A 22,041-nucleotide genomic window follows, 5' to 3' on the forward strand; every position below is an offset into this window, starting at 1 on the left:
TTAACCCTCTGTGTAACTATTATAGTTACAGTAAAAAGGAAAAGGGGGATAGCCATGACGATCAGCTCGCGATTTTCCGTTGCCATTCATGTTTTGTCCCTGCTTGAACTGAACAAGGAAGGCGTCAATACCTCGGAGTATATTGCAGAAAGCGTGAATACGAACCCGGTGGTCATCCGGCGGATCCTCGGTATGTTGAATAAAGCCGGTCTGGTAAAGGTCCGGTCCGGGATTGCCGGGAGTAAGCTGCAACGCCCGGTGTCGGAAATCACGCTGCTTGAAATCTATCGCGCGGTGCATGTCGTGGAAGAAGATGCATTGTTTTCGATCCATGATAAACCAAATCCGAAATGTCCGGTCGGACGCAACATTCAGGCGTCGATCGAACCGGTTTTTTCATCGGCTCAAGCCGCATTGGAGCTTACGCTGGAGAGGGTAACGCTTGAAGAAATTGTCGGTTCGATTCAGTCGACGGATAGCGAAGGTTCCTGCGGATAAGGCCAAATGAAGATATAATTAACCTGATGAACTATAAAATGCTCCCTAGGGGGCATTTTTTGTTTTCCTTATATTTTTGAGGAAATCACTTCATACTAAATTTGGTTGACATGAAAGGCAAGTGTAACTATACTTGTTACATCGACAAACTGTAACTAATTTGGTTACACATATTTTGTTAAAACTATAATATTGGATAAAGGAGGATGAAACTGTGTCTAAAAGTATTCATCCGAAAACCGAACTTGGCGCTGTGCGCTTGAAAATTACGAATATGGACCAATCGCTCGCGTTTTACCAGGAAGTGATCGGCTTACGGATTTTAAACCGGCAGGGATCGGTTGCGGAGCTTACCGCAGACGGCCAGAGTCCGCTGCTCATTCTTGAGGAAGACCCGCAGTATCGGCGGTTGCCGGAGCGCTCCGTATCAGGTCTGTACCATTTTGCCATACTGGTGCCGGATCGCCTAACCCTTGGGTTAGCTCTGCGCAATATGGCCCATCATAAAATCCCGCTTGGGCAAGGGGATCACCTGGTCAGTGAAGCACTTTATTTGAATGATCCCGACGGAAACGGGATCGAGGTGTACGCGGATCGGCCCCGTGATACGTGGAAAAGAGACGATCAGGGTGAAATTATGATGACCACCGATCCGGTGGATATCGATGGCCTGCTGGCGATTTCGGAAGGGGCGGAGTGGAACGGCTTACCGTCTGGCACGAAAATCGGCCACGTGCATTTCCATGTCGGAAACTTGCAAACCGCCAAGGATTTTTATGTCGATATACTCGGATTCGATATCGTCGCACATTATGGCAACGCAGCGATGTTCATCTCCGCAGGAGGCTATCATCACCATATCGGCTTGAATCTATGGGCCGGAGCCGGAGCCCCGGCTGCGCCTGAAGACGCCGTGGGTCTACGCTACTTCACGATTACGCTTCCCGACCGGGATGCCCTTGCTGAGATAGAACAGCGAATTAGCGCTGAGGGCATAGCATTTGAACGTCGAGCCGACGGTATTTCGCTCACCGATCCTTTCGGGATCGGGATGAAGATTGTCGTACGATGAACGTGTTACGGTTGTAAACAGAATCTTAAGCCCTCAGAAAGGGCTTTCTCCGCTTCGTCCTTTCGCCTATAATATAGATTACCAATTCAGTACGAAAGGACCGAATGCCATGCAGCTGTTCCCTCAATTGGAGACGGAAAGATTCATATTGCGCAAACTGACCTCGGAAGATGCCGACGATTTGTTTCATTATTTTTCCAATGATGAAGTAACCAAGTATTATGACGTGGACAGCTTTGTGGAACTTCGGCAGGCTGAGGACCTGATTCAATCCTGGAATAGTCGTTACATGGAGAAAAAAGGATTCCGCTGGGCGATCACGGTGAAACCGGACAACAAGGTGATCGGAACGTGCGGATATCATAATTGGGCCAAACTTCATTACAAAGCGGAAATTGGTTACGAATTGAATCCCGCCTACTGGGGTCAGGGCGTCATGACTGAAGTTCTGCAGGAAATCATGCGGTTCGGTTTTGAAGATCTCGGGCTCAACCGGATTGAAGCCTTTATCGACCCGGACAATATCCGTTCCAGATTTTTGCTGGAGAAGACAGGATTCCATGAAGAAGGTTATTTGAAACAGTGCTTTTATGAAAAAAATCAATTCGTGGACGCCGTAATATTTTCCCTGTTGAAAAGCCAATACTTGGAGAACAGAGAGTAGCCATAACCTATGGCGTCATTCCGACTGGTTGTACTTTAATTTTCGGTTGACTGAACCACTTGGCTATATTAAAATGCAATTATCTATTATAGGCGATGGAGTTCGCCATAACCGCTGAAGAGCTGATGACTCCTACCAGAGCTTTTGAACATTTCTCTGGTAGGAGTCTATTTTTTTGCTCTTTCAGGAATGGAAAGGAACAAGAAGAGATGAGACAATTTAGACAAATCTGGTCCAAACGGTCGGAAAAATGGGACATGCTTGCCCTGACGGGCACCTTGCTCAAGTGGATCCTCCTTGGAAGCGGAGTGGGGATCCTGGCGGGCACGGCGTCCGCATTCTTTTTGCGAAGCCTGGATATAGCGAGTAATCTGCGGCTGGACCATCCCTGGTTATTATTTTTTCTGCCTGCAGGCGGGGCTCTGGTCAGTTATCTGTATTTGAAATTCGGGAAGAATAGCGCCAAGGGCAATAATCTCATCCTCGAACAAATCCATGACGGGCACGAAACGATACCGCTCCGTATGGCGCCGCTTGTTTTGTTCGGTACGATTGTGACGCATCTGTTCGGCGGTTCGGCCGGCAGGGAAGGCACGGCCGTACAAATGGGCGGCAGCTTGGCCGAATGGTTCGGAAAAATGCTGCGGGTCGGACCGGTCGACCGTAAAATTTTGCTTATATGCGGCATTAGCGGCGGATTCGGATCGATCTTCGGCACTCCTTTGGCAGGAACCGTATTTGGCCTGGAAGTGCTGGCGATCGGACTCATTAGCCACGAAGCGATTATTCCGGCTTTCATTGCCGCTTTTGTCGGCAATCTGGTTACATCTACTTTCTGGGGGGTCTCCCATATTCATTATTCGATGGGCGTAATCCCCGAGTTGGATTGGTTGGTTGTGCTTAAAGTCGTGTTAGCTTCCATCCTGTTCGGCCTGACTAGCCGGGCATTCAGCGAATTGACTCATGCGTTGAAAAAAGGTTACGCACGGCTGTTCAAAAATCCTGTAATTAAAAGTGCCGTCGGGGGCTTGGTCATAATCGGGTTGGTCTATGTTGTGGGCAGCCGTGATTATTTGGGTTTAGGCATCCCCTTAATTCAAAGTTCGTTTTCGGAATTGGTGTCTCCATTGTCCTTTTTGTTCAAGCTCGTGTTTACGTCGCTTACGCTCGGCGCAGGTTTTCAGGGAGGGGAAGTGACGCCGTTATTCGTGATTGGGTCGACGTTGGGCAACGCCCTTTCCGGGTTTCTCCATCTGTATGCGCCTTTTTTGGCCGGTCTCGGCTTTATCGCCGTATTCTGCGGTGCCACCAACACACCGATTGCTTGCTTTTTGATGGGAATTGAACTGTTTGGCTCGGAAGGAGCCATTTACCTGTTTATCGCATGCATCGTAAGCTACTTATTCTCCGGACATACCGGCATTTATACGTCGCAACAGATCGGCATCTCCAAGAGCCATTGGATTTCGATCCCCCAAGGAACTACGCTGTCGAGCGCGAAGAATTTTAGAAACAGCAAAAAAGACAGGCCATCCTCGTGACTTGAATCCCGTTCCTGAGACAATAGTCTTGGAGGCGGGATTTTTTTGTTTCTACCGGGTTATGTCATGGAGGAATAACAAAATTCTGGACGAAATAATAGAAGAGGAATTTTGCGGAAAAATGTGGAAAACGGTCGGGCTGTCGAACAGTTCAAGAAGGAGGAAGACATGTTTAGAAAGAGACGGATGGGGTATTGGGGAATCATTGCATTACTGTTGTTGACCATGAATTTATCCGCTTGCACATCAAATGAGTCGATTGGGAACGCGGAATCCGGCAAGCAAAAGAATCAACAGAATCAGAATCAGAGTGAATCGGATCTGGAACGGTTGACCAAGCTGATGCAGACCCATATCGACAAAAACCTGAAGTACCGGGGAAAAGAATCGGTTAAAGGATCTTCGGATGAGATGCTGGTGTTTTACGCCGATGTCCCCGAAGGGACCGACGCAGTTCGTTATCACCTGAATGCAAGAACAGGCACCGTAGTGGATGCAGTTAGTGGTTCGCCTTTGATTAACGTATTGGTGAAGTCGCCCAATTTAAATGATCTGAATGGAGAAGCGTATGTTTCTGCGCTGGAAGAGCTTGTAACTCCACTGATTCTGGAGAAGGGGTATAAGCTTGATGGCAAACTTGACGATTCTTTTGTCGGATTTCAAGGTGACGGAACCATGGAGTATGAGGTTACCAAACCGGGAGGGCTTGTCCCAGCCCTGTGCTTGATCCACGTCGAGCCCTTTACGAAAGAGGTTACTGAAGAAGGGGAGATCAAGGCTTCGGATGAAGTAGCGGATGCCGTATCTGTGGAGACGGCAGAGATGACGAACTACGCCATGCAAGATGCGGATGCAACGCTGGAGCAACTGGCGGATCGGGGCTACCAGATGATTGAAGACCAATCTTTCGAGACTGAATTGCAGCCTTGGGGCAAAATCACTTTTGTTTCGGGATATTATAACGAGAATGGAGTAAAACAATCCGTATATCATATCCTGAATTCGGACCAAACCGTAACGTATACGTTGCCTGTCGTGGACACCGGGAATGATACATTCGCGGGCATCAACGCCATTGCTTTCAAGGATATGAATGCAGACGGCAAAAAGGACATCCAGATCCTGAGCGATTATGAATCCGCGGAAAGCGGCGTTCATACCAGTCGGGCAGCCGTCTATTTTTCGACTTGGGAATACTATACGGTTTTGCCGTGGTACAATGATTTGTTGGATGACTCCGGCCATAACGATACGATTATTAACTTGGTGAAGGAAGGCCGCAGGATACAGGGACAGATCTCTCCGAATTCGGATAATACGGAGATTGAGAAGGAAATCGAGGCCTTGGCATCTCTGATCTGTAACGAGAAGTTCCTTCACACCGGAGATCTGGATTATGCTGCTTTAGGGGAATCTCTTTTAATTTTCTCGCAGAACTCGGCGGCTGACGAGATTACTTTGGCCGGATTGGCCGGACAACACTTTGCCGATTATAGAAAAGATACGCTCTCGGGAAAAAAATCATTGGCCGGCCAAGTTCGGCAATATGAGAAGCTGCTGTCTCAAATTCTGGAGGATGCCGAAATGTTTAATGGTATTAAATATGAAGGCGGCTCCATGTGGAACACCTTTAATGCTTATAAGGGATTGGATTTGCAGATTGAGCTGAATCGTTATGTCTCGAATGAAACCTTGAAAACGGATGAGGAGTATGACACTTATAGTTGGCTTCAAAGTGAGTGGAAGGACTTCAAAAAAGAACTGCAAACCGCCGCCAAAAATAAAGTCATCGGCAACGATGATTACAGTGTAGATTTATCGGACGATCAGGCAGAACAGATCAAAACGATGGAAAAAAGGCTGACCACTAATATGAATGAGCTATTGAAATTGATGGCGGATGATCCTGGCTCAACACGCCTGATGCAATTGGTCAGAGATACTTTTTATACAGAAATGTAAGGCCTGAATTACAATGTTATCATAATAAATATTATGTAAACTTTAACCCTTTGATGGCATATGTGAAAGTTTTACTATAAACTTGGAAAGGGAATGTAGACTTTCCCGATTATATAAAGCGTGGTGACTTCCTTGTTTAAAATTATGCTGATCGAAGACGATATTACTTTATTTCATGAGATTAAAGAACGGCTTGTGCAATGGTCCTATGACGTATACGGCGTTAAGGATTTCAGCAAAGTCCTTCAGGAATTTACGGATTTCAAGCCTGATCTTGTCATCATCGATATCCAGTTACCGAAGTTCGACGGCTTTCATTGGTGCCGTATGATCCGGTCCCATTCCAATGTCCCGATCATCTTCTTGTCTTCCCGCGATCATCCGACCGACATGGTGATGTCCATGCAGCTAGGCGCAGACGACTTTATTCAGAAGCCATTTCACTTTGAGGTGCTGATCGCAAAGATACAGGCTACGCTCCGCCGGGTGTATAATTACAACACAGAGCGTATAGAGCTCCGCACCTGGCGCGGAGCGACCGTTGAATACGTAAAGAATACCATTACAGCACAACAAGGTTCCGTGGAACTGACCAAGAACGAGATGTTTATTCTGAAAATGCTCATTGAGCGAAAAAATCAGATTTTGAGCCGGGAAGAACTAATCAAGAGCCTCTGGGACAACGAACATTTCGTCAGCGACAATACACTGACCGTTAACGTTAACCGGCTACGCAAAAAGCTGGAGCAGATCGGGCTGGAGCCCTTCATTGAAACGAAGGTGGGGCAGGGATATATGGCAACGGAGGAGGCGGATTCCTTATGATTGCAAAATATCTCAGGGAACGGCTGAGTTGGATCTTGCTATTTCTGGCCCTACAACTGCTGTTCCTGTCTATTGCTGCATTGGATGCCACAATCCCTTTTAAGTCGATCTTGTATATCGTGTTTTTGTCCGTCCTTATTTTTCTGGGGTTTTTGCTGGTGAGATATCAGAAGGAGACCAAATTCTATAAGGACCTGGAATCCTGGGATAATACGTATGATTTATCCTCCATCCGGGAACCGGAAAGTCCGTTCGAGGATATGGCGATGAATGTGCTGAACATGCAGACGGAGCGCTACATGCAGGAGTCGTCCATGCATCGGATTGAGCTGGAGCAAGAGAAGGACGAGCTCCTGTCTTGGATTCACGAAGTGAAAACGCCGCTCACGACGCTGCAATTAATGATCGAGCGACTGAACGATGAAACGCTGAAAGGACAAATGATGTATGAATGGCTTCGCATTCATTTATTGCTGGACCAGCAGCTTCATCAGAAGCGAATCCCTTTTATCCAGAACGACGTATTTATCGAGGTAACAGCGTTGGAACCGCTCATTTACGGGGAGATCAGGGCATTAAAATCATGGTGCCTGCAAAAGGGGATCGGCTTTGATGTATCTCTTCCGGTAGCCGAGGTGCTTACGGATGCCAAATGGTTCGGCTTTATCCTCAGACAGCTGTTGACGAATGCGGTGAAATACAGCGGGGCTTCGGATATCGTAATCAAAAGCGGCATGAAGGACGGGCAATCCTGGCTCGGAATTCAAGATTCCGGGCGAGGTATCGATCCCAAGGATCTTCCCCGTATCTTTGACAAAGGTTTTACGTCGACGACGGCACACCAGGACAGCGCCGCTACCGGTATGGGGCTTTATTTGGCGCAAAAGGTAGCCGACTCCTTATCCATCACGATAGATGTCATATCCCAGCTTGGCGAAGGAACAACCTTCACGCTCACGTTTCCGAAAAAGAACGGCTTTTTAAACCTGACAGGCATGTGACAACATCGTCACATGCTTTTGTACTTTGTTCGGGAAAACGAAGGAAAAAGGTAGCCTTGTGCGGTTATGATAGGAACATACTTAAAGGAGTGATTGAAATTGGCGATACTGGAAGCAAATAAAATTCATAAGACCTATGGGAACAAGTTCAATAAACAAGAGGTACTGAAAGGAATCGACCTTAGCGTAGAAAAAGGGGAATTCGTCAGCATCATGGGGGCGTCCGGTTCCGGGAAAACAACCTTGCTGAACGTGCTTTCCTCGATTGATAAGGTTAGCCTGGGCAGCATCAAGATCGAAGGGAAAGAATTTACCGGTCTGAAAGAGAAAGATTTGGCCGAATTCCGGAAGCATCATCTGGGTTTTATTTTTCAGGAATACAATCTGCTGGATACGCTGACCGTTAAAGAGAACGTGCTTCTGCCGCTATCCATCAAGAAAGTGTCCAAAAGCGAAGCGGACCGGAAATTTCAACGGGTGGCAACTGAGCTGGGGATCTATGAAATCAAGGATAAGTATCCGAATGAAATATCCGGCGGGCAAAAACAACGGACCTCTGCTGCGCGCGCGTTTATTCATGACCCCAGCATTATCTTTGCGGATGAGCCGACAGGAGCGTTGGATTCCAAATCGGCTTCCGATCTGTTGAACAAGCTAAGCGAACTCAATCAGAAGATTGCCGCGACGATCATTATGGTAACGCATGACCAGGTCGCTGCAAGCTTTTGCAGCAGAGTCGTTTTTATCAAGGATGGTCAAATCTATACGCAGTTAAATAAAGGCGAGCAATCGAGACAAGCGTTCTTTAATGACATTATGAAGACCCAAGGCGTGCTGGGCGGTGTTCAGGGATGAACATGAATTATCTGATTTACCGTAATCTGAAAAAGAACATCAAAAACTATTACCTGTATGTCTTTGCGTTGATTTTTAGCGTTGCGCTATATTTTGCCTTTGTTACCCTGCAATATGATCCTTCGCTGAACGAGATCAAAGGATCGATGAAAGGAGCTGCCGGTCTTGCCGCCGCATCCGTGCTTCTCGTCGCCATCGTTGCGATATTCCTGCTGTATGCCAACACGATCTTTATTAAACGGCGGGGCAAGGAGATTGGCTTGTTTCAATTAATCGGATTAACAAAAGGGAAAATCTTCAGGATTTTAAGCAGCGAAAACCTGATTTTGTATTTCGGGTCCATGTTGATCGGCATTTTCATCGGCTTTTCGTGTTCGCGGCTTCTTCTGATGATTCTGTTCAAAATCATCGACGTGGACACCGAGGCTTCTCTGAATTTCTCTTATCAGGCATTGATTCAAACGATGATCGTGTTTGCAGCCATTTATTTGCTCATTATGATCATGAATTACACGTTTATCAAACGGCAGAGCATCCTGTCTCTCTTTAGGGTTGTATCCACAACCGAGAACAGAATCAAGAAAATGCCTCTTTCCGAAATGCTGATCGGCCTGCTCGGGATCGGTCTTATCCTGCTGGGCTACTTTGTGTCGACAAAGCTGTTCGGCGGTGATTTTACCGATATGACACAGCTATTTATGGCAATGATTCTGATTCTAGGCTCCGTCATTCTCGGGACTTATCTGTTCTATAAGGGCTCCGTCAGCTTTTTTTTCAATGTGATACGTAAAAGCAAGGGCGGTTATTTATCGCTAAACGAAGTATTGTCGCTTTCGTCCATTATGTTCCGGATGAAATCGAACGCGTTGCTGTTGACCATTATTACTACGGTCTCGGCGCTTGCCATCGGCCTGTTATCGTTAAGTTACATTTCATACTATTCCGCGGAAAAATCCGCGCAACAAAGCGTGCCGAACCATTTTTCCGTCCTGTATGAAAAGGACCTCTCCAAATTTACCCAAGCGCTCCGCGATCATCATATTGAATTCAAGGAAACCCGCCGCGATGTTATTATAGCGGACGTCGATATGTCTAAGATCATAGGGGCCAGTTTGAAGGGGGAAGATTATGACTTTATGACCATTTCCGTAGTCAGCGACTCTTCTCTTGATGGTGTGGATGTAACTCCGGAAGAGACCTTGTTTACCGGATCCAATGATGCGATGATGCAATTTATGGATATCCGGGAAAAAGGCGAGATTGCGTTTAAAGGGTTGCATGGGTCCTTGAAACAAAATCTGATCGGGTCGAACAAAGAGGCTGTAATCTCCTTGTATTACTCGGTCAATATGCCGACTGCCATTGTCGATCAAACGGTATATGACAAGTTGGCCAAAGATTTGAATCCGGATCTTCAAAGAAAAAGCCGGACTTATTTAGGGATCGACATTCTGGATCCGGCTTTGCTTGAACAAGCAAACGATTTGTTTATGAAAATGGATTATAAAGATGAACGCGGCTATTTCTCCCAACAAGATCTCATTGACAATCAAAAAAGCAACATGGGCTTGATCATGTTTATCGTTGCTTTTTTGGGCCTGACTTTCCTGATTACTTCCGGCTGCATCCTGTATTTCAAGCAAATGGACGAAGGGGAAGAGGAGCGTCCGAACTATACGATTTTGCGGAAGCTCGGATTCACGCAAGGGAATTTGCTTCGCGGGATTCAATTCAAGCAATTGTTTAATTTCGGTATCCCGCTTGTCGTTGGATTGTGCCATAGTTATTTTGCCGTTAAATCCGGCTGGTTCTTGTTCGGAGCCGAACTGTGGACCCCGATGATTCTGGTCATGTTGCTATACACGGTGCTATATTCCATCTTCGGCCTTCTGTCAGTGCTTTTCTATAAGCGCGTTATCAAGGAATCGTTGTAAAAATACAAAGCTCCAGGCCATAAGGTCTGGGGCTTTGTTGTGTCTGGTTTTGCTTGGGCAAAGCCTATAAAACAATCCCGTCTTTCGAATGGCTTACATAATATGGTATAGTGAATAATAATTTAATAAAATTGATAGGAAAGGTGCCAAACATGAAACGAAAAACTCTAGTAATATCGATTGGATTGATAGCCATAGCCTGGGGTGCCTTTATCTTCTCGAATGGCTACAACAAAGAAGCAAAGATTGCAAGCACCCAGGATATCAAACAATTGGTTCAGGATTACAGCACAAGAATGAAGGTGGCCGATTCCGCTTCGATTACGTCGCATAAACTTACCGTGTCCGACGAGGGAGAGGGCACTTCTACTTATGATTTGCCCCAAGATGAGTTTTTCGTATCTATCGCTCCGTTCGTCGAAAGTACGCATCCTTGTGAAATCCATAGTTTGACCGGCTGTCAAGGGGAAATGGCAGATCAGGAGTTTGAAGTCAACATTGTTGACGACGAGGGAAATACGGTTTTGAATCAAAAAATGAAAACTTATGGTAACGGCTTTGTAGATTTATGGCTGCCGAGGGACAAAACCTATAAAGTTAAGATCAGTCATGACGGAAAAACGGCCAATTCCGAAATATCGACATTCGAAGGCGATAACACTTGTATCACCACTATGCAACTGGTTTAATTCCATGTCGTAGTAGATAAGCTCTGATTTAGAGAGAGTTATTTTAGTTTCTGCCATGATTGGGGACCACTTACTCTGTTGATTTGAAGTCCATAAGTTTGCTGAAAGTCTTGTACGGAGCTTTTTGTGGAGTTTCCGATAATTAGGCTGAAGCGAAAAGTAATTGACGGTTCTTTAGAATAAGCTAAAATGTTTACTGGGAGAAACAATTTTCTCTAACTTCATCTTTTCGGCAAAAGGAGTTTTTCTATTTTGGTAGATTTTTTTCAGAATGTTGATCCAATTTTACAAGCCTTACTGGCAACTTTGTTTACATGGGGAATGACGGCCCTGGGCGCAGCTCTCGTGTTTGCCACGAAAACCTTAAACCAGAGACTACTGGATAGTATGTTGGGTTTCGCCGGGGGGGTCATGATTGCCGCCAGTTACTGGTCATTATTGGCCCCTGCCATTGAATTGTCGGAGAACAATGCCATTGGAACCTGGTTCCCGGCAGCTCTCGGATTTTTGTTTGGAGGCATCTTTATATGGGGGATCGATAAAATATTGCCTCACCTTCATCCGAACACGTCGATCGGTAAAGCGGAAGGATTTTATCCGAATAAAAGAAAAAGAAGCACGCTGCTGGTGCTTGCCATTACGCTTCATAATATCCCGGAAGGCTTGGCGGTAGGGATTGCTTTTGGCGCACTTGCTAACGGCGGAACCGAAGGGGCGCTAATCGGGGCCCTAACTTTGGCGCTTGGAATCGGCATTCAGAACTTCCCCGAAGGAGTTGCCGTGTCCATGCCCCTAAGAGGAGAGGGAATGTCGCGCAGAAAAAGCTTTTTTTACGGACAATTTTCAGGTATGGTTGAACCGGTTGCTGCGGTCATTGGCGCATTTGCTGTTGCCTATGTCGAACCCTTATTACCTTACGCGCTAAGTTTTGCGGCTGGGGCCATGATCTTCGTCGTTGTTGAAGAAGTGATTCCCAGCTCTCAAGAAAAGGGCAATAAAGATTTGGCGTCCATGAGTTTAATGTTCGGTTTTATTTTAATGATGATTCTTGATGTGGCTTTGGGCTAGGAGATTGGCACTTAATACCGGTATTAATTTTATGCCTGCTATAGATGCAGGCTTTTTTTATTTGTCACTGTGTGTTCTTTTGTTCACATAATGGTCAAACTGTCTTCATGTATTCTTCATGCAAAATAGGGTAACTAATGATATTATTTAAATTAGCAGCAGATAATAATCATTATTAACTGCTAATGGTTCTCAGTTAATTAAAAATTAAATTAAATAGGAGGAATTTTAACATGTCACTGATTGGAACTGAAGTACTACCTTTTAAAGCACAGGCTTACCAAAACGGGAAATTCTTCGAAGTAACCGATGCTAATTTCAAAGGAAAATGGAGCGTGGTGTGCTTCTATCCGGGAGATTTCACGTTTGTATGCCCAACGGAGCTGGGAGACCTTCAAGATCAATACGAAACGCTGAAATCGCTTGGCGTCGAAGTTTATTCCGTATCGACCGATTCCCATTTTACGCATAAAGCATGGCATGACTCTTCCGAAACGATCGGCAAAGTTACTTACATTATGATCGGCGATCCTTCCCATACGGTTTCCCGCAACTTTGACGTTCTGATTGAAGCAGAGGGCGTGGCTGACCGCGGTACGTTCATCATCGATCCTGACGGAGTAATCCAGACGGTGGAAATTAACGCAGGTGGCATTGGCCGCGATGCCAGCTCGTTGATCAACAAGATCAAAGCCGCTCAATACGTTCGCAACAATCCAGGTGAAGTTTGCCCGGCAAAATGGCAAGAAGGTTCGCAAACCTTGAAACCAAGCCTTGACCTTGTAGGTAAAATCTAAGGAGGCGATTACTGGTGTTGGATGCTGATATCAAGCAACAATTAAACCAATACCTTCAGCTCCTTGAAGGAGATGTGCGAATTAAAGTTAGCGCAGGCTCCGACGCCGTATCCAAAGATATGCTGGTCTTCTTGGACGAGTTGGCCGGCATGTCTTCCCGGATTACGATGGAACAGGTTCAATTGGATAGAACTCCGAGTTTTAGCGTAAATCGGACTGGTGAAGACACTGGTGTTGTTTTCGCCGGTATTCCTCTTGGGCATGAGTTCACTTCGCTAGTTCTGGCCTTGTTGCAGGTTAGCGGACGGGCACCGAAGGTTGAACAAAGCGTGATTGATCAAATCAAGGGCATTCAAGGGAATTATGCCTTTGAATCCTATATCAGTTTGAGCTGCCATAACTGTCCGGATGTGGTTCAAGCGCTGAACCTCATGAGTATTCTGAATCCAGGTATTACGCATACAATGATTGACGGTGCGGCATTCCAGGAAGAAGTTGAGCGCAAAGATATCATGGCCGTTCCGTCGGTATTCCTGAATGGAGAGTTTTTCGGCAGCGGCCGCTTGTCCATTGAAGAGATTGTCGCAAAACTAGTCGATACTCCGGACGCTTCGGCATTCAATGATAAAGAGCCTTTTGACGTACTTGTTATCGGAGGCGGTCCGGCTGGAGCCAGCTCCGCTATCTATACAGCACGTAAAGGCATCCGCACGGGGATTGTCGCTGAACGCTTCGGTGGTCAGGTGCTGGATACGGTAGGTATTGAAAACTTCATTAGCGTAAAACATACCGAGGGTGCCAAGCTCGCGGCAAGCTTGGAAGAGCATGTCAAGGATTACAACGTGGATATCATGAAGCTTCAGCGCGCTAAACGGCTCGAGAAAAAGGAACTCATCGAAGTGGAACTTGAAAACGGAGCCGTGCTGAAAAGCAAGACCGTTATCCTGTCTACGGGGGCGCGTTGGCGTAACGTCGGCGTTCCGGGTGAAGCCGAATTCAAGAACAAGGGCGTTGCCTATTGCCCGCATTGTGACGGTCCGTTGTTTGCCGGCAAGCATGTTGCGGTGGTCGGCGGTGGCAATTCCGGGATCGAGGCGGCGATCGACCTCGCCGGAATCGTCAGCCATGTAACAGTTCTTGAATTTGCGCCGGAACTGAAGGCGGATTCTGTGTTGCAAGATCGTCTTTACAGCCTTCCAAACGTAACGGTGCTCAAAAATGTTCAGACCAAGGAAATTACCGGTACCGACAAGGTCAACGGGATTACCTACGTCCAACGCGACACCGGGGAAGAACAGCATGTAGAATTGCAAGGCGTGTTCGTGCAGATCGGTCTAGTACCTAACACCGATTGGCTCGCCGGTACGGTTGAACGGACCCCAATGGGTGAAATCATCGTCGACCGCCAAGGTGCAACGACTTTGCCTGGCGTGTTTGCGGCAGGGGACTGCACCAATAGCCCTTATAAACAAATCATCATTTCGATGGGCTCCGGCGCAACCGCAGCCTTGGGCGCTTTCGATTATTTGATTCGAAATTAGGCCTCTTTGAACAAAAAGCCACCAACTATGGTGGTTTTTTGTTTTGATTGGCTATGATATAGAATTCTGGTAAAGCAACTTTTAACGCTTGTTGGTTGTGCAGCAGGCTTCCTTATGTGATCTCCCGGGTGTGACCCTCGGAGACAACGCTGTCGTTGCAGCGGGGGCCGTTGTCAATAGGAATGTGCCGGAAGATAGTGTTCATACTTGACATCGCAGGCAACCTCCAGATCATAAATTTAACGCATCGAATCAAACGACTCGATGCGTTACTTTTACCAATCATTCTCCCGTTTTTTATATGTAGTCACGTGGCTTTACTAGCTTGGGGGTTCACAAATTTGCCAATAGCACTGCTGAGAATGAGAAGGTTTTGATTGTTTAGATCAAGAATATAGTCACAATTCTAAATTATGAGAATTGAGTTGATGAGCATGAGTGACAAGATGGTAGCTGTCTTAAGAAGACAGTTTGAACCGACATTAGAAATGTTGAAGCATCTTATCGAAGTATGTCCTGATGATTTTTGGAATGATGCGAAGCAAAAATACTGGAAGCATATATTTCATGCTACAACCAGTATGAAATTTTGGTTTAGGCAGCAGAAGGATGAACAATTCAATATACCTGACTTTGGTAAGGATATAACAGAAGCCCTAGATGAGGAGTGCTCTGACTACCCTACTAAAGAGGAAATGACGAAGTACGCTGAGGATATATTAAATGTGGCTTATAAGTTTATTGATGAACTTACTGACGACAGATTATTGGAACCCTGTGTACTATACGAAGAAATAACTAAAACTGATGTAATCCTAATGCAGATCCGACATGTTCAACATCATATAGGTTATTGCAACAACATACTGAATTCGAATCACCTAGAAGCAGTAAAGTGGGTTTGATAACGTGAGTGACCCAAATCAGCTTCTTTACAATGAGGAGTGTTATTCAATATGGTTTATGAATTCGATAGTGAGATAAAGATGCTGGATGGTAAAATGAAATGGAAAGTAGTTTATTTCCCATACTCAGTAAGGGAAATATTCAATACTAATGGTAAAGTACCTATTCAAATCATCGTTGACGGGCACGAGTTTGACCATACATTGTTGCCGTCAAAAAAGGGGCATTATTTTGTTTATAATGAATTTATTCGAAGAGCAGTACATAAAGAGCTCGGTGACAAAATCCATGTAATTGTTAAAAAATGTGAGAAAAATCGTAATATTGTTTTGCCGGATTACATTACAAAAAAACTTGAAGATCACCACATTCTGAATACCTTTCTAATTCAGCCAGATTACATTAAGCGAGAGCAGATAAATTATATTGAAATTGCTAAAAAGGAAGAAACAAAGATTAACCGAACACTAGCATTAATTAATAAACTTAAAGATAAATAAATCCTGCAGTATGAAGATTACATAAAAAGTCCAGCAATCTATGAAAGCTGATTGCTGGACGATTTAAAGTGAGTATCGAATTGAGAAATGAGAGGCTCAAGGCTTAGCCCGTCTTGGTATATGAGTCGGAGTAAGATTTTTCCTGTGGAAATATGAACCATTTAACCGTATGAAACGTAATACATCATAGTTTTATATTTAAGGAGGTTTTTTAATGAAAAAAAGGTTGCTATGGATTCTGAGTGCTGCAATTGCACTAACACCGCTTGTCCCGACTGCAGCAATAGCGTCTAACGAGAACATTGCACCTTCAAATCAGACACTGGCGATTATCGCTTCTGAGAAAGCGGCGTTGCTTACCGAACAGAACGGTACGACCAGCGTACAGTATGCACTGATCGACAATGGCAAGATTACTGTGACAGGACAGTCGGGATTGAACGATATAGAAGGGAAAATCCCTTTGACCGAAGAAACCATGTATGGTATCGGATCAACGAGCAAAATGTTTACGACTGTTGCCGTCATGAAATTGGTAGATGAAGGGAAAGTCAATCTAGATACCCCTTTAGTGGAGTACTTAACTGATTTCAAAATGATAGATGAACGTTATAAGCAAATTACGCCGCGTATGCTGCTGAACCATTCTTCCGGACTCCAAGGGTCGAGCCTGGGTAGTGCATTTCTGTTCAATGATAATGACACGTATGCACATGATAATCTGCTAGAGCAATTGTCTACACAGCGTTTAAAAGCTGATCCGGGGGCATTCTCTGTTTATTGCAACGACGGATTTACACTGGCTGAGATTCTTGTTGAAAGAGTCAGTGGTATGAAATTCACCACATTCATTCATCAACATATTACCGAACCGTTAGGATTGAAGCATACGAAGACGTCGCAAGACGTATTAGAATTAAGTAAACTTCCGGGTCTTTATTATCCAACATATCCAAAGCAGCAGCTTCCAAATGAAACTGTCAACGTGATTGGAACGGGCGGAATTTATTCCACAGCAGAGGACATGGTACAATTTTCGCAAATATTTATGGGGCGTGAAAAAGATGTTCTCTCGGACAGATCGGTACTAGCAATGGAGCAAGAGGAGTACAACAAGGGAATCTGGCCCAAAGAAGCGGATAGTATAGTTGACTACGGGCTGGGTTGGGATAGTGTAAGATTATTTCCGTTCAGCGATTATAAAATAAAGGGTCTCAGCAAGGGCGGAGACACGATTTTTTACCACGCCTCTCTCGTGGTGCTTCCAGAGCAGAACATGGCTGCTGCAGTTCTATCCTCAGGCGGAAGTAGTTCGACAAACGAACTTCTGGCGCACGAACTTCTTCTTCAGGCATTGAAAGAGAAGGGTGAAATCAAAGATATTAAACCGGAGAAATCATTCGGCACACCTGTTAAGGCTGACATGCCAATCGACATCACCAAATACTCGGGCTATTATGGTGCTACAGGTCAGCAAATTAAAATTGCTATTAAGGATGGAGAGCTATCATTATCAGTGCCGAGTGTCCCTGAGTATCCAGAGCAGAAATATGTATATACATCGGAAGGGTCTTTTGTTAACCAAGAAGGAAGTTCGAAGATCAATATTGTAACCGAAAAAAATGGGCGCACCTACCTGTGGAATAGAGAATATGTAACCGTTCCCGGGTTGGGACAATTGGCAATATCTCTGTACGTAGCCGAGAAGCTGGAAACTCAGGCCCTATCTAAAGAGAGTGAAGATGTATGGGCAAAGAGAGAAGGCAAAACGTATTATCCTGTGAGTGAGAAGTTTAGTTCACTTGTTTACATGGTTAATCCAACCCTCAAGATTTCCCGTACCGCAGAATTAAAGGATTATTTAGGGGATAAGAAAATTACTGGACCGAATACTGCAGTGAGCCAACATCAAGTCCCTGTAACGGGAAGCCGAGATACGGCTGAATTTCGTTTTTATATGAAAGAAGGTATTGAATACTTTGAGTCGGCTGGAAGTTTGTATGTCAGTGAGGATAAAGTAATACCTCTGTATCAAGGGAAAAATTCAATGGTTACAGTGCAAACTGATGGCCATGCCAGATGGTATAGCGTACCCCAAGCAGTTGCTGGTAAGAAAATGATAGTAGCGATGCCTGAACAAGGAGCTTATGCGGTATACGACGGAAACGGAACATGTGTGAACTACACCATAGTCAGCGGCAGTAACGAAGTTGTTCTCCCTGAGAACGGAACGATTGTATTTGCTGGCAAGGCTGGCTCTTCATTTAACATTTCGTTGGAGAAGTAGCTTGATTCATCTGATTTGATCCGTAAGAAATACAGCTTTTATCAAGCGCTGTCGGATGACAAGAACATATACGCTTAAAAGTCACATCACTGCGGCCTTCTTTGTTTTAACGATATATGTTCTTGTCAAAAGTCAATGACAAGAACATATATCGTTTGTCGATTTTGGACAAGAACATGCTTTGAAAGTCGTGATGGAGAATTCTTCTCACCGAATGATATGTTGCTTTGATTTAAACAAAGATCGTAAGGGGAGTCATTACCAACCAAACCAACATCCGAACTGTTTCCCTCGTTGGTATGGATTCAAATCTACTTAGCTATAAAACGTATTTAAAGGAGAATGAATACTGATGAAAATGGTAAAAGGTGCAATTGTTCTATTATGCTTATTTTTGCTTGTTCCCTCCCTACCAAACAGGGCAGCAGCGGGGGCACTTCCGGTCTTTACCAAGCAGACTGATTTCTTTGCCAGCGACCTTTATGATATTACCTATGGAAATAATATATACATAGCAGTGGGCAGCGATGGGGCGATTGTACGTTCGATGGATGCGAAATCATGGACCATCATTCCCTCCGGCACATCTACAAAAATCCACGCTGTCGCCTTCGGAAATGGCGTATTTGTTGCAGTGGGCAACAACAACACCATTCTGACCTCTGCCGACGGCAACACCTGGAAGAAGCAATCCTTGACCTTCTCGACCAAATCAGTCACTAATATGAAGGAAGCAAAAAAGGGGGACTTTGCTAAGAATCGGGTCCAGTCCAATACGAGTGTAATATGGGATGGCAAGCAATTCGTCGTTCTGACGCAAATGGATGCCTATGCCATTGATACGTATAAAAAAATGAGTAGCACGGGGTATGTGTTCGTATCCACCTCCAAGAATGGCCAGGGCTGGAAAACAACACAGGTAGCGCCTTATTTGTATCATGCAAGCAAGCTTAAATATTTGAACGGAGCCTACTATCTGTTCTCGGATTACAAGGTCATGACTAGTAAAAATCTGGTAAATTGGTCTTCTGTTGAAAAGTCTTACATTGACGCCGCCTTTGGATCAAGCGGGTTTGTGGTGGCATTCGACCGGATAGATACTGCCCGGCCAAGACCGGCTGTACTAAAGGCCGGCAGCTTTCAGGGGATCAAGTCCGCCAGTTCCAAGGATTTGCTGGATTGGGGAGATTCCACAGGAGCCTCATCCATTGATTACGTACATAATCAATATGTAATGAATGCTGCGGGAGGTTATCTGACAGTCTCTGACGACGGCAGCACCTGGAAAGCAATCAACCTATTCGACCAGCTCAGAGAGGATGCAAAGGAAGCTGATTCGTCTGCATTTTCTCTTCAGGACATTAACGCTGAACGAATGATCCTCTATAAGACGATATGGGACGGACATCAATACATTACTGTCAGTTCATTTGGGGGGATATATACTTCTACTGACTTGAAGAATTTTGGAAAAAGCACCCTACAGAACGCTGCGCCTGTCGGTACGGATTTGTATGGGGTTGGCTTTACAGAGGGAGCTTACTATTTATATGGCTCCAACGGAAGATTTCTTACCTCCACTGACGCTCACAAATGGAAGCAAACATTCGATGTATCCAAATATGATAACGTGGTGAGCGTTGCATGTCATGGGCAGGATTTTGCTTTGGTTACCCAGGAGGAAGACTGGTACTGGAAGTCGATGAGAAGCAGCTATAGCTTTACAGCAGTTCGTAGTGAAGGGGCGGAGCCGGTAAGCAAGTCTCTGAGTGATCTCGATCATCCAATTGATGTAAAGTGGGATGGGCAGTCCTTTATTGGACGAACTTACTTTGGTAAAAAATATCAGCTTGCCAGCGGCTTGACGAATTGGAAGGATATCACTTCTGCAAGCCCTGTCGAGCTCAAAAATGAGCCCATCGTTGTCAAAGGTGACGATACGACCGTGAAGTATGAGTATTCGGACAATGGAGGCGCAGCACTGTACTATTTGCAAAATGGGAAGTGGATTAAAGCGAATTTCCCGGTCTGGTCGGATTATGAGAAGACTTATTTCAAGCATGAGGATCACCATTCCAAGCGAGGGGATACCCTTAGTACTGTAATTTATGGGAACGGGGAGTTTATGGCAGTGGGAGCGGGAGGAACCATATTGCGTTCAACGGATGGAAAGACGTGGGCAAGTGTGAAATCAGGCACTTCCGAATATTTGAACGGCATAGTTTGGGATGGAACACGCTATATCGCTGTAGGCAACAAAGGCACTTATTTGACAAGCGCACGGTAATTTCAAATGATGAAGCACGCTTGAGCAAATCGGAGTAAAATCAGTCTAATATTCTCTCAACGTGAATCGCCGATCGGAAATTTGAACTGAACTACATCGAGCTGCGTCGGGAAGACGATGGATACGTTCGACACGGAACTTGCAGCATCTTAATTGAGAAAAACTGTTGAGTAAAATTTCTCAACAGTTTTTTCTTTTAATAATTTGGTTTATTATATATATGTTCACAAAACTCGTATTTTGTACATATGTATGTCAGGCATTTTTCTTGCTTATATAAGATTGCCGCCATATTTATATTATATAGGTTATTTTTACCTTACTTGAAATATTAAGTTGTTTTTCTTATGAGTTTCCCCCGTCGCAGCCAAGGATTCTTTTTCTATCCCTCATGTAGAACAAGGAGCAAGATTATCGTGGATCTTGGCTCCTTGTTTCTGTTTTGAAATTAGTGGCGGAAATTACAACTTTTGCACAACATAGATGATATTCATTCCACAATCCAGAGTGCCCTGTAATTTGGTAAACGCAATTTCTTTTTCGACAATTAGCTTCCAAAATTCTTTATCGTTGCAAGCATTTTCTAAAGCAGAATCTCCTGCTTGCGTAAATAAACCAGCGGAGCTTCTCTCTTGAACTCTTACAGGAAACTGAGCAAATAAAGCATCCATTTCGGTGCTTCTCATCATATGGACGTAATGCTTGCTTTCAACTGGATAATGCTCTTCGTCTTGAACACCTGTATCAAAAATCCACCTTGTAGCTTCAAGCCCGAATTGGTCTTTTTCATACCTTATACCTTCAAGATAATAAAGCGAAGCGCCAATGAAACTCATGGACCCAACAATCAATACGCCATCCGATTTTAATACTCTTAGAATTTCTTGTATTCCATCTTTCTCTTTGTCCAAAAGATAATTGATTACACCACCTATACAGACAACGCAATCGAAAGAAGAATCATTAAAAACACTCATATCAAGAACATCTAAAACATGGTATGCCTCTATTCTGTCAATCAGTGATAGCTCGCGCATTTTGGACTTATTGAACTCAATTTGATGACTAGATATATCTGCAACGGTCAATTCTGCACACATAGTAACAATATCCTTTGTATATCTTCCTGAACCCGCACCAATCTCTAAAACTTTATCGGTTAGTTTAATATAACGCTTCAAAATATCAAGATGTACCTGATATAAAAGTTCGCCATGCCCATCTTTTTCAAGACGTGTCCATTCACGGTCACCATAGTTATCATACCGGCTTCTTGGAATTTCGGGGTTGTAACTCATAAAAGCATCTCCTTTTAATTTTTGGTATTATAATCAGGGTAATATCACTAATATCGCTTTCACTCATACAACCACCTCCTAAGAATCCGCTTGCAACCCATTATACTAAGAATTTCCCCAATTTACATTCTCAATTTTCCAAACTCTCATTTTCCCCACGCTACAATTTCCCCCGGCTTAGGCACGGTCAAAAGCGAAAACCAGCATGTAACACTCCCTTGTAATGAACAATGTGGATTGTTAATCATGCCTTGCATGTTGAAAACATCCTTGTCCCCTATCCACCATACCCCGTTTGTTATTAATTAGTCACTTA

18 protein-coding genes and 1 riboswitch are annotated in these 22,041 nt (G+C 44.6%); of the genes, 17 read left to right on the forward strand and 1 reads right to left on the reverse strand.

All coding sequences use genetic code 11. From position 1 onward, the window contains the following. Positions 1–54: 54 nt before the first annotated feature. The 17 genes from DFP94_RS06050 to DFP94_RS06135 all read left to right on the forward strand — a co-directional run bounded on the left by DFP94_RS06050 (position 55) and on the right by DFP94_RS06135 (position 20,427). The gene (locus DFP94_RS06050; RefSeq protein WP_114495478.1) at positions 55–498 is read left to right on the forward strand and encodes an Rrf2 family transcriptional regulator; all 444 of its coding nucleotides are present in this window, start codon (positions 55–57) and stop codon (positions 496–498) included. Positions 499–712: 214 nt separating this feature from the next. Continuing rightward, positions 713–1,570: a VOC family protein gene (locus DFP94_RS06055; RefSeq protein ID WP_114495479.1), complete on the forward strand. Its 858-nt coding sequence runs from the start codon at positions 713–715 to the stop codon at positions 1,568–1,570. Between the two features lie 109 nt (positions 1,571–1,679). Next, entirely contained in the window at positions 1,680–2,234 is a 555-nt protein-coding gene (locus DFP94_RS06060; RefSeq protein WP_114495807.1) for a GNAT family N-acetyltransferase, read from the forward strand. A gap of 82 nt (positions 2,235–2,316) precedes the next feature. Next, positions 2,317–2,376: riboswitch (Fluoride riboswitch) on the forward strand. A 67-nt stretch (positions 2,377–2,443) separates the two neighbouring features. Beyond that, a complete protein-coding gene (locus DFP94_RS06065) occupies positions 2,444–3,775 on the forward strand; it encodes a voltage-gated chloride channel family protein (protein WP_114495480.1) in 1,332 nt (443 codons plus the stop codon). A gap of 168 nt (positions 3,776–3,943) precedes the next feature. Then, a complete protein-coding gene (locus tag DFP94_RS06070; protein WP_147273837.1) occupies positions 3,944–5,737 on the forward strand; it encodes a hypothetical protein in 1,794 nt (597 codons plus the stop codon). A gap of 132 nt (positions 5,738–5,869) precedes the next feature. Further along, on the forward strand, positions 5,870–6,562 hold the full coding sequence (locus tag DFP94_RS06075; protein WP_114495482.1) for a response regulator transcription factor: 693 nt from the start codon (positions 5,870–5,872) through the stop codon (positions 6,560–6,562). Then, the gene (locus DFP94_RS06080; RefSeq protein WP_114495483.1) at positions 6,559–7,563 is read left to right on the forward strand and encodes a sensor histidine kinase; all 1,005 of its coding nucleotides are present in this window, start codon (positions 6,559–6,561) and stop codon (positions 7,561–7,563) included. The genes DFP94_RS06075 and DFP94_RS06080 overlap by 4 nt, the downstream gene beginning before the upstream one ends. 99 nt (positions 7,564–7,662) lie before the next feature. Continuing rightward, positions 7,663–8,418 (forward strand): ABC transporter ATP-binding protein, encoded by a 756-nt coding sequence (locus DFP94_RS06085; RefSeq protein ID WP_114495484.1) that lies wholly within the window; start codon positions 7,663–7,665, stop codon positions 8,416–8,418. Continuing rightward, positions 8,415–10,352 (forward strand): FtsX-like permease family protein, encoded by a 1,938-nt coding sequence (locus tag DFP94_RS06090; protein ID WP_114495485.1) that lies wholly within the window; start codon positions 8,415–8,417, stop codon positions 10,350–10,352. Before DFP94_RS06085 ends, DFP94_RS06090 begins: the two co-directional genes overlap by 4 nt. 152 nt (positions 10,353–10,504) lie before the next feature. Continuing rightward, on the forward strand, positions 10,505–11,041 hold the full coding sequence (locus DFP94_RS06095) for a CueP family metal-binding protein (RefSeq protein ID WP_114495486.1): 537 nt from the start codon (positions 10,505–10,507) through the stop codon (positions 11,039–11,041). Positions 11,042–11,293: 252 nt separating this feature from the next. Continuing rightward, positions 11,294–12,109: a ZIP family metal transporter gene (locus tag DFP94_RS06100; protein ID WP_114495487.1), complete on the forward strand. Its 816-nt coding sequence runs from the start codon at positions 11,294–11,296 to the stop codon at positions 12,107–12,109. Between the two features lie 233 nt (positions 12,110–12,342). Next, the gene (gene ahpC, locus DFP94_RS06105) at positions 12,343–12,906 is read left to right on the forward strand and encodes an alkyl hydroperoxide reductase subunit C (protein WP_114495488.1); all 564 of its coding nucleotides are present in this window, start codon (positions 12,343–12,345) and stop codon (positions 12,904–12,906) included. Between the two features lie 11 nt (positions 12,907–12,917). Next, positions 12,918–14,447, forward strand: a complete 1,530-nt coding sequence (ahpF, locus tag DFP94_RS06110) for an alkyl hydroperoxide reductase subunit F (RefSeq protein WP_114495489.1) — start codon at positions 12,918–12,920, stop codon at positions 14,445–14,447. A gap of 434 nt (positions 14,448–14,881) precedes the next feature. After that, the gene (locus DFP94_RS06120; RefSeq protein ID WP_181873031.1) at positions 14,882–15,352 is read left to right on the forward strand and encodes a DinB family protein; all 471 of its coding nucleotides are present in this window, start codon (positions 14,882–14,884) and stop codon (positions 15,350–15,352) included. Positions 15,353–15,403: 51 nt separating this feature from the next. Continuing rightward, positions 15,404–15,853, forward strand: a complete 450-nt coding sequence (locus DFP94_RS06125) for a YdeI/OmpD-associated family protein (protein ID WP_114495491.1) — start codon at positions 15,404–15,406, stop codon at positions 15,851–15,853. A 214-nt stretch (positions 15,854–16,067) separates the two neighbouring features. After that, positions 16,068–18,140 carry a serine hydrolase domain-containing protein gene (locus DFP94_RS06130; RefSeq protein WP_114495492.1) on the forward strand — a complete coding sequence of 691 codons (2,073 nt, stop codon included), beginning with the start codon at positions 16,068–16,070 and terminating at the stop codon, positions 18,138–18,140. A gap of 352 nt (positions 18,141–18,492) precedes the next feature. Then, positions 18,493–20,427 carry a beta propeller repeat protein gene (locus DFP94_RS06135; RefSeq protein WP_114495493.1) on the forward strand — a complete coding sequence of 645 codons (1,935 nt, stop codon included), beginning with the start codon at positions 18,493–18,495 and terminating at the stop codon, positions 20,425–20,427. A gap of 461 nt (positions 20,428–20,888) precedes the next feature. Here DFP94_RS06135 and DFP94_RS06140 read toward each other — a convergent pair whose 3' ends face one another. Then, positions 20,889–21,725 carry a class I SAM-dependent methyltransferase gene (locus DFP94_RS06140; protein ID WP_114495494.1) on the reverse strand — a complete coding sequence of 279 codons (837 nt, stop codon included), beginning with the start codon at positions 21,723–21,725 and terminating at the stop codon, positions 20,889–20,891. Positions 21,726–22,041: the final 316 nt, after the last annotated feature.

It is taken from the genome of Fontibacillus phaseoli (assembly GCF_003337355.1).
Taxonomy (GTDB): domain Bacteria; phylum Bacillota; class Bacilli; order Paenibacillales; family Paenibacillaceae; genus Fontibacillus; species Fontibacillus phaseoli.

Excerpts from the sequence above, each read along its gene's own strand:
- DFP94_RS06050 (WP_114495478.1), top strand. The coding sequence starts at position 55 with ATGACGATCAGCTCGCGATTTTCCGTTGCCATTCATGTTTTGTCCCTG.
- DFP94_RS06060 (WP_114495807.1), top strand. The coding sequence starts at position 1,680 with ATGCAGCTGTTCCCTCAATTGGAGACGGAAAGATTCATATTGCGCAAA.
- DFP94_RS06065 (WP_114495480.1), top strand. The coding sequence starts at position 2,444 with ATGAGACAATTTAGACAAATCTGGTCCAAACGGTCGGAAAAATGGGAC.
- DFP94_RS06070 (WP_147273837.1), top strand. The coding sequence starts at position 3,944 with ATGTTTAGAAAGAGACGGATGGGGTATTGGGGAATCATTGCATTACTG.
- DFP94_RS06080 (WP_114495483.1), top strand. The coding sequence starts at position 6,559 with ATGATTGCAAAATATCTCAGGGAACGGCTGAGTTGGATCTTGCTATTT.
- DFP94_RS06090 (WP_114495485.1), top strand. The coding sequence starts at position 8,415 with ATGAACATGAATTATCTGATTTACCGTAATCTGAAAAAGAACATCAAA.
- DFP94_RS06095 (WP_114495486.1), top strand. The coding sequence starts at position 10,505 with ATGAAACGAAAAACTCTAGTAATATCGATTGGATTGATAGCCATAGCC.
- ahpC (WP_114495488.1), top strand. The coding sequence starts at position 12,343 with ATGTCACTGATTGGAACTGAAGTACTACCTTTTAAAGCACAGGCTTAC.
- DFP94_RS06120 (WP_181873031.1), top strand. The coding sequence starts at position 14,882 with ATGAGTGACAAGATGGTAGCTGTCTTAAGAAGACAGTTTGAACCGACA.
- DFP94_RS06125 (WP_114495491.1), top strand. The coding sequence starts at position 15,404 with ATGGTTTATGAATTCGATAGTGAGATAAAGATGCTGGATGGTAAAATG.
- DFP94_RS06130 (WP_114495492.1), top strand. The coding sequence starts at position 16,068 with ATGAAAAAAAGGTTGCTATGGATTCTGAGTGCTGCAATTGCACTAACA.
- DFP94_RS06135 (WP_114495493.1), top strand. The coding sequence starts at position 18,493 with ATGAAAATGGTAAAAGGTGCAATTGTTCTATTATGCTTATTTTTGCTT.
- DFP94_RS06140 (WP_114495494.1), bottom strand. The coding sequence starts at position 21,725 with ATGAGTTACAACCCCGAAATTCCAAGAAGCCGGTATGATAACTATGGT.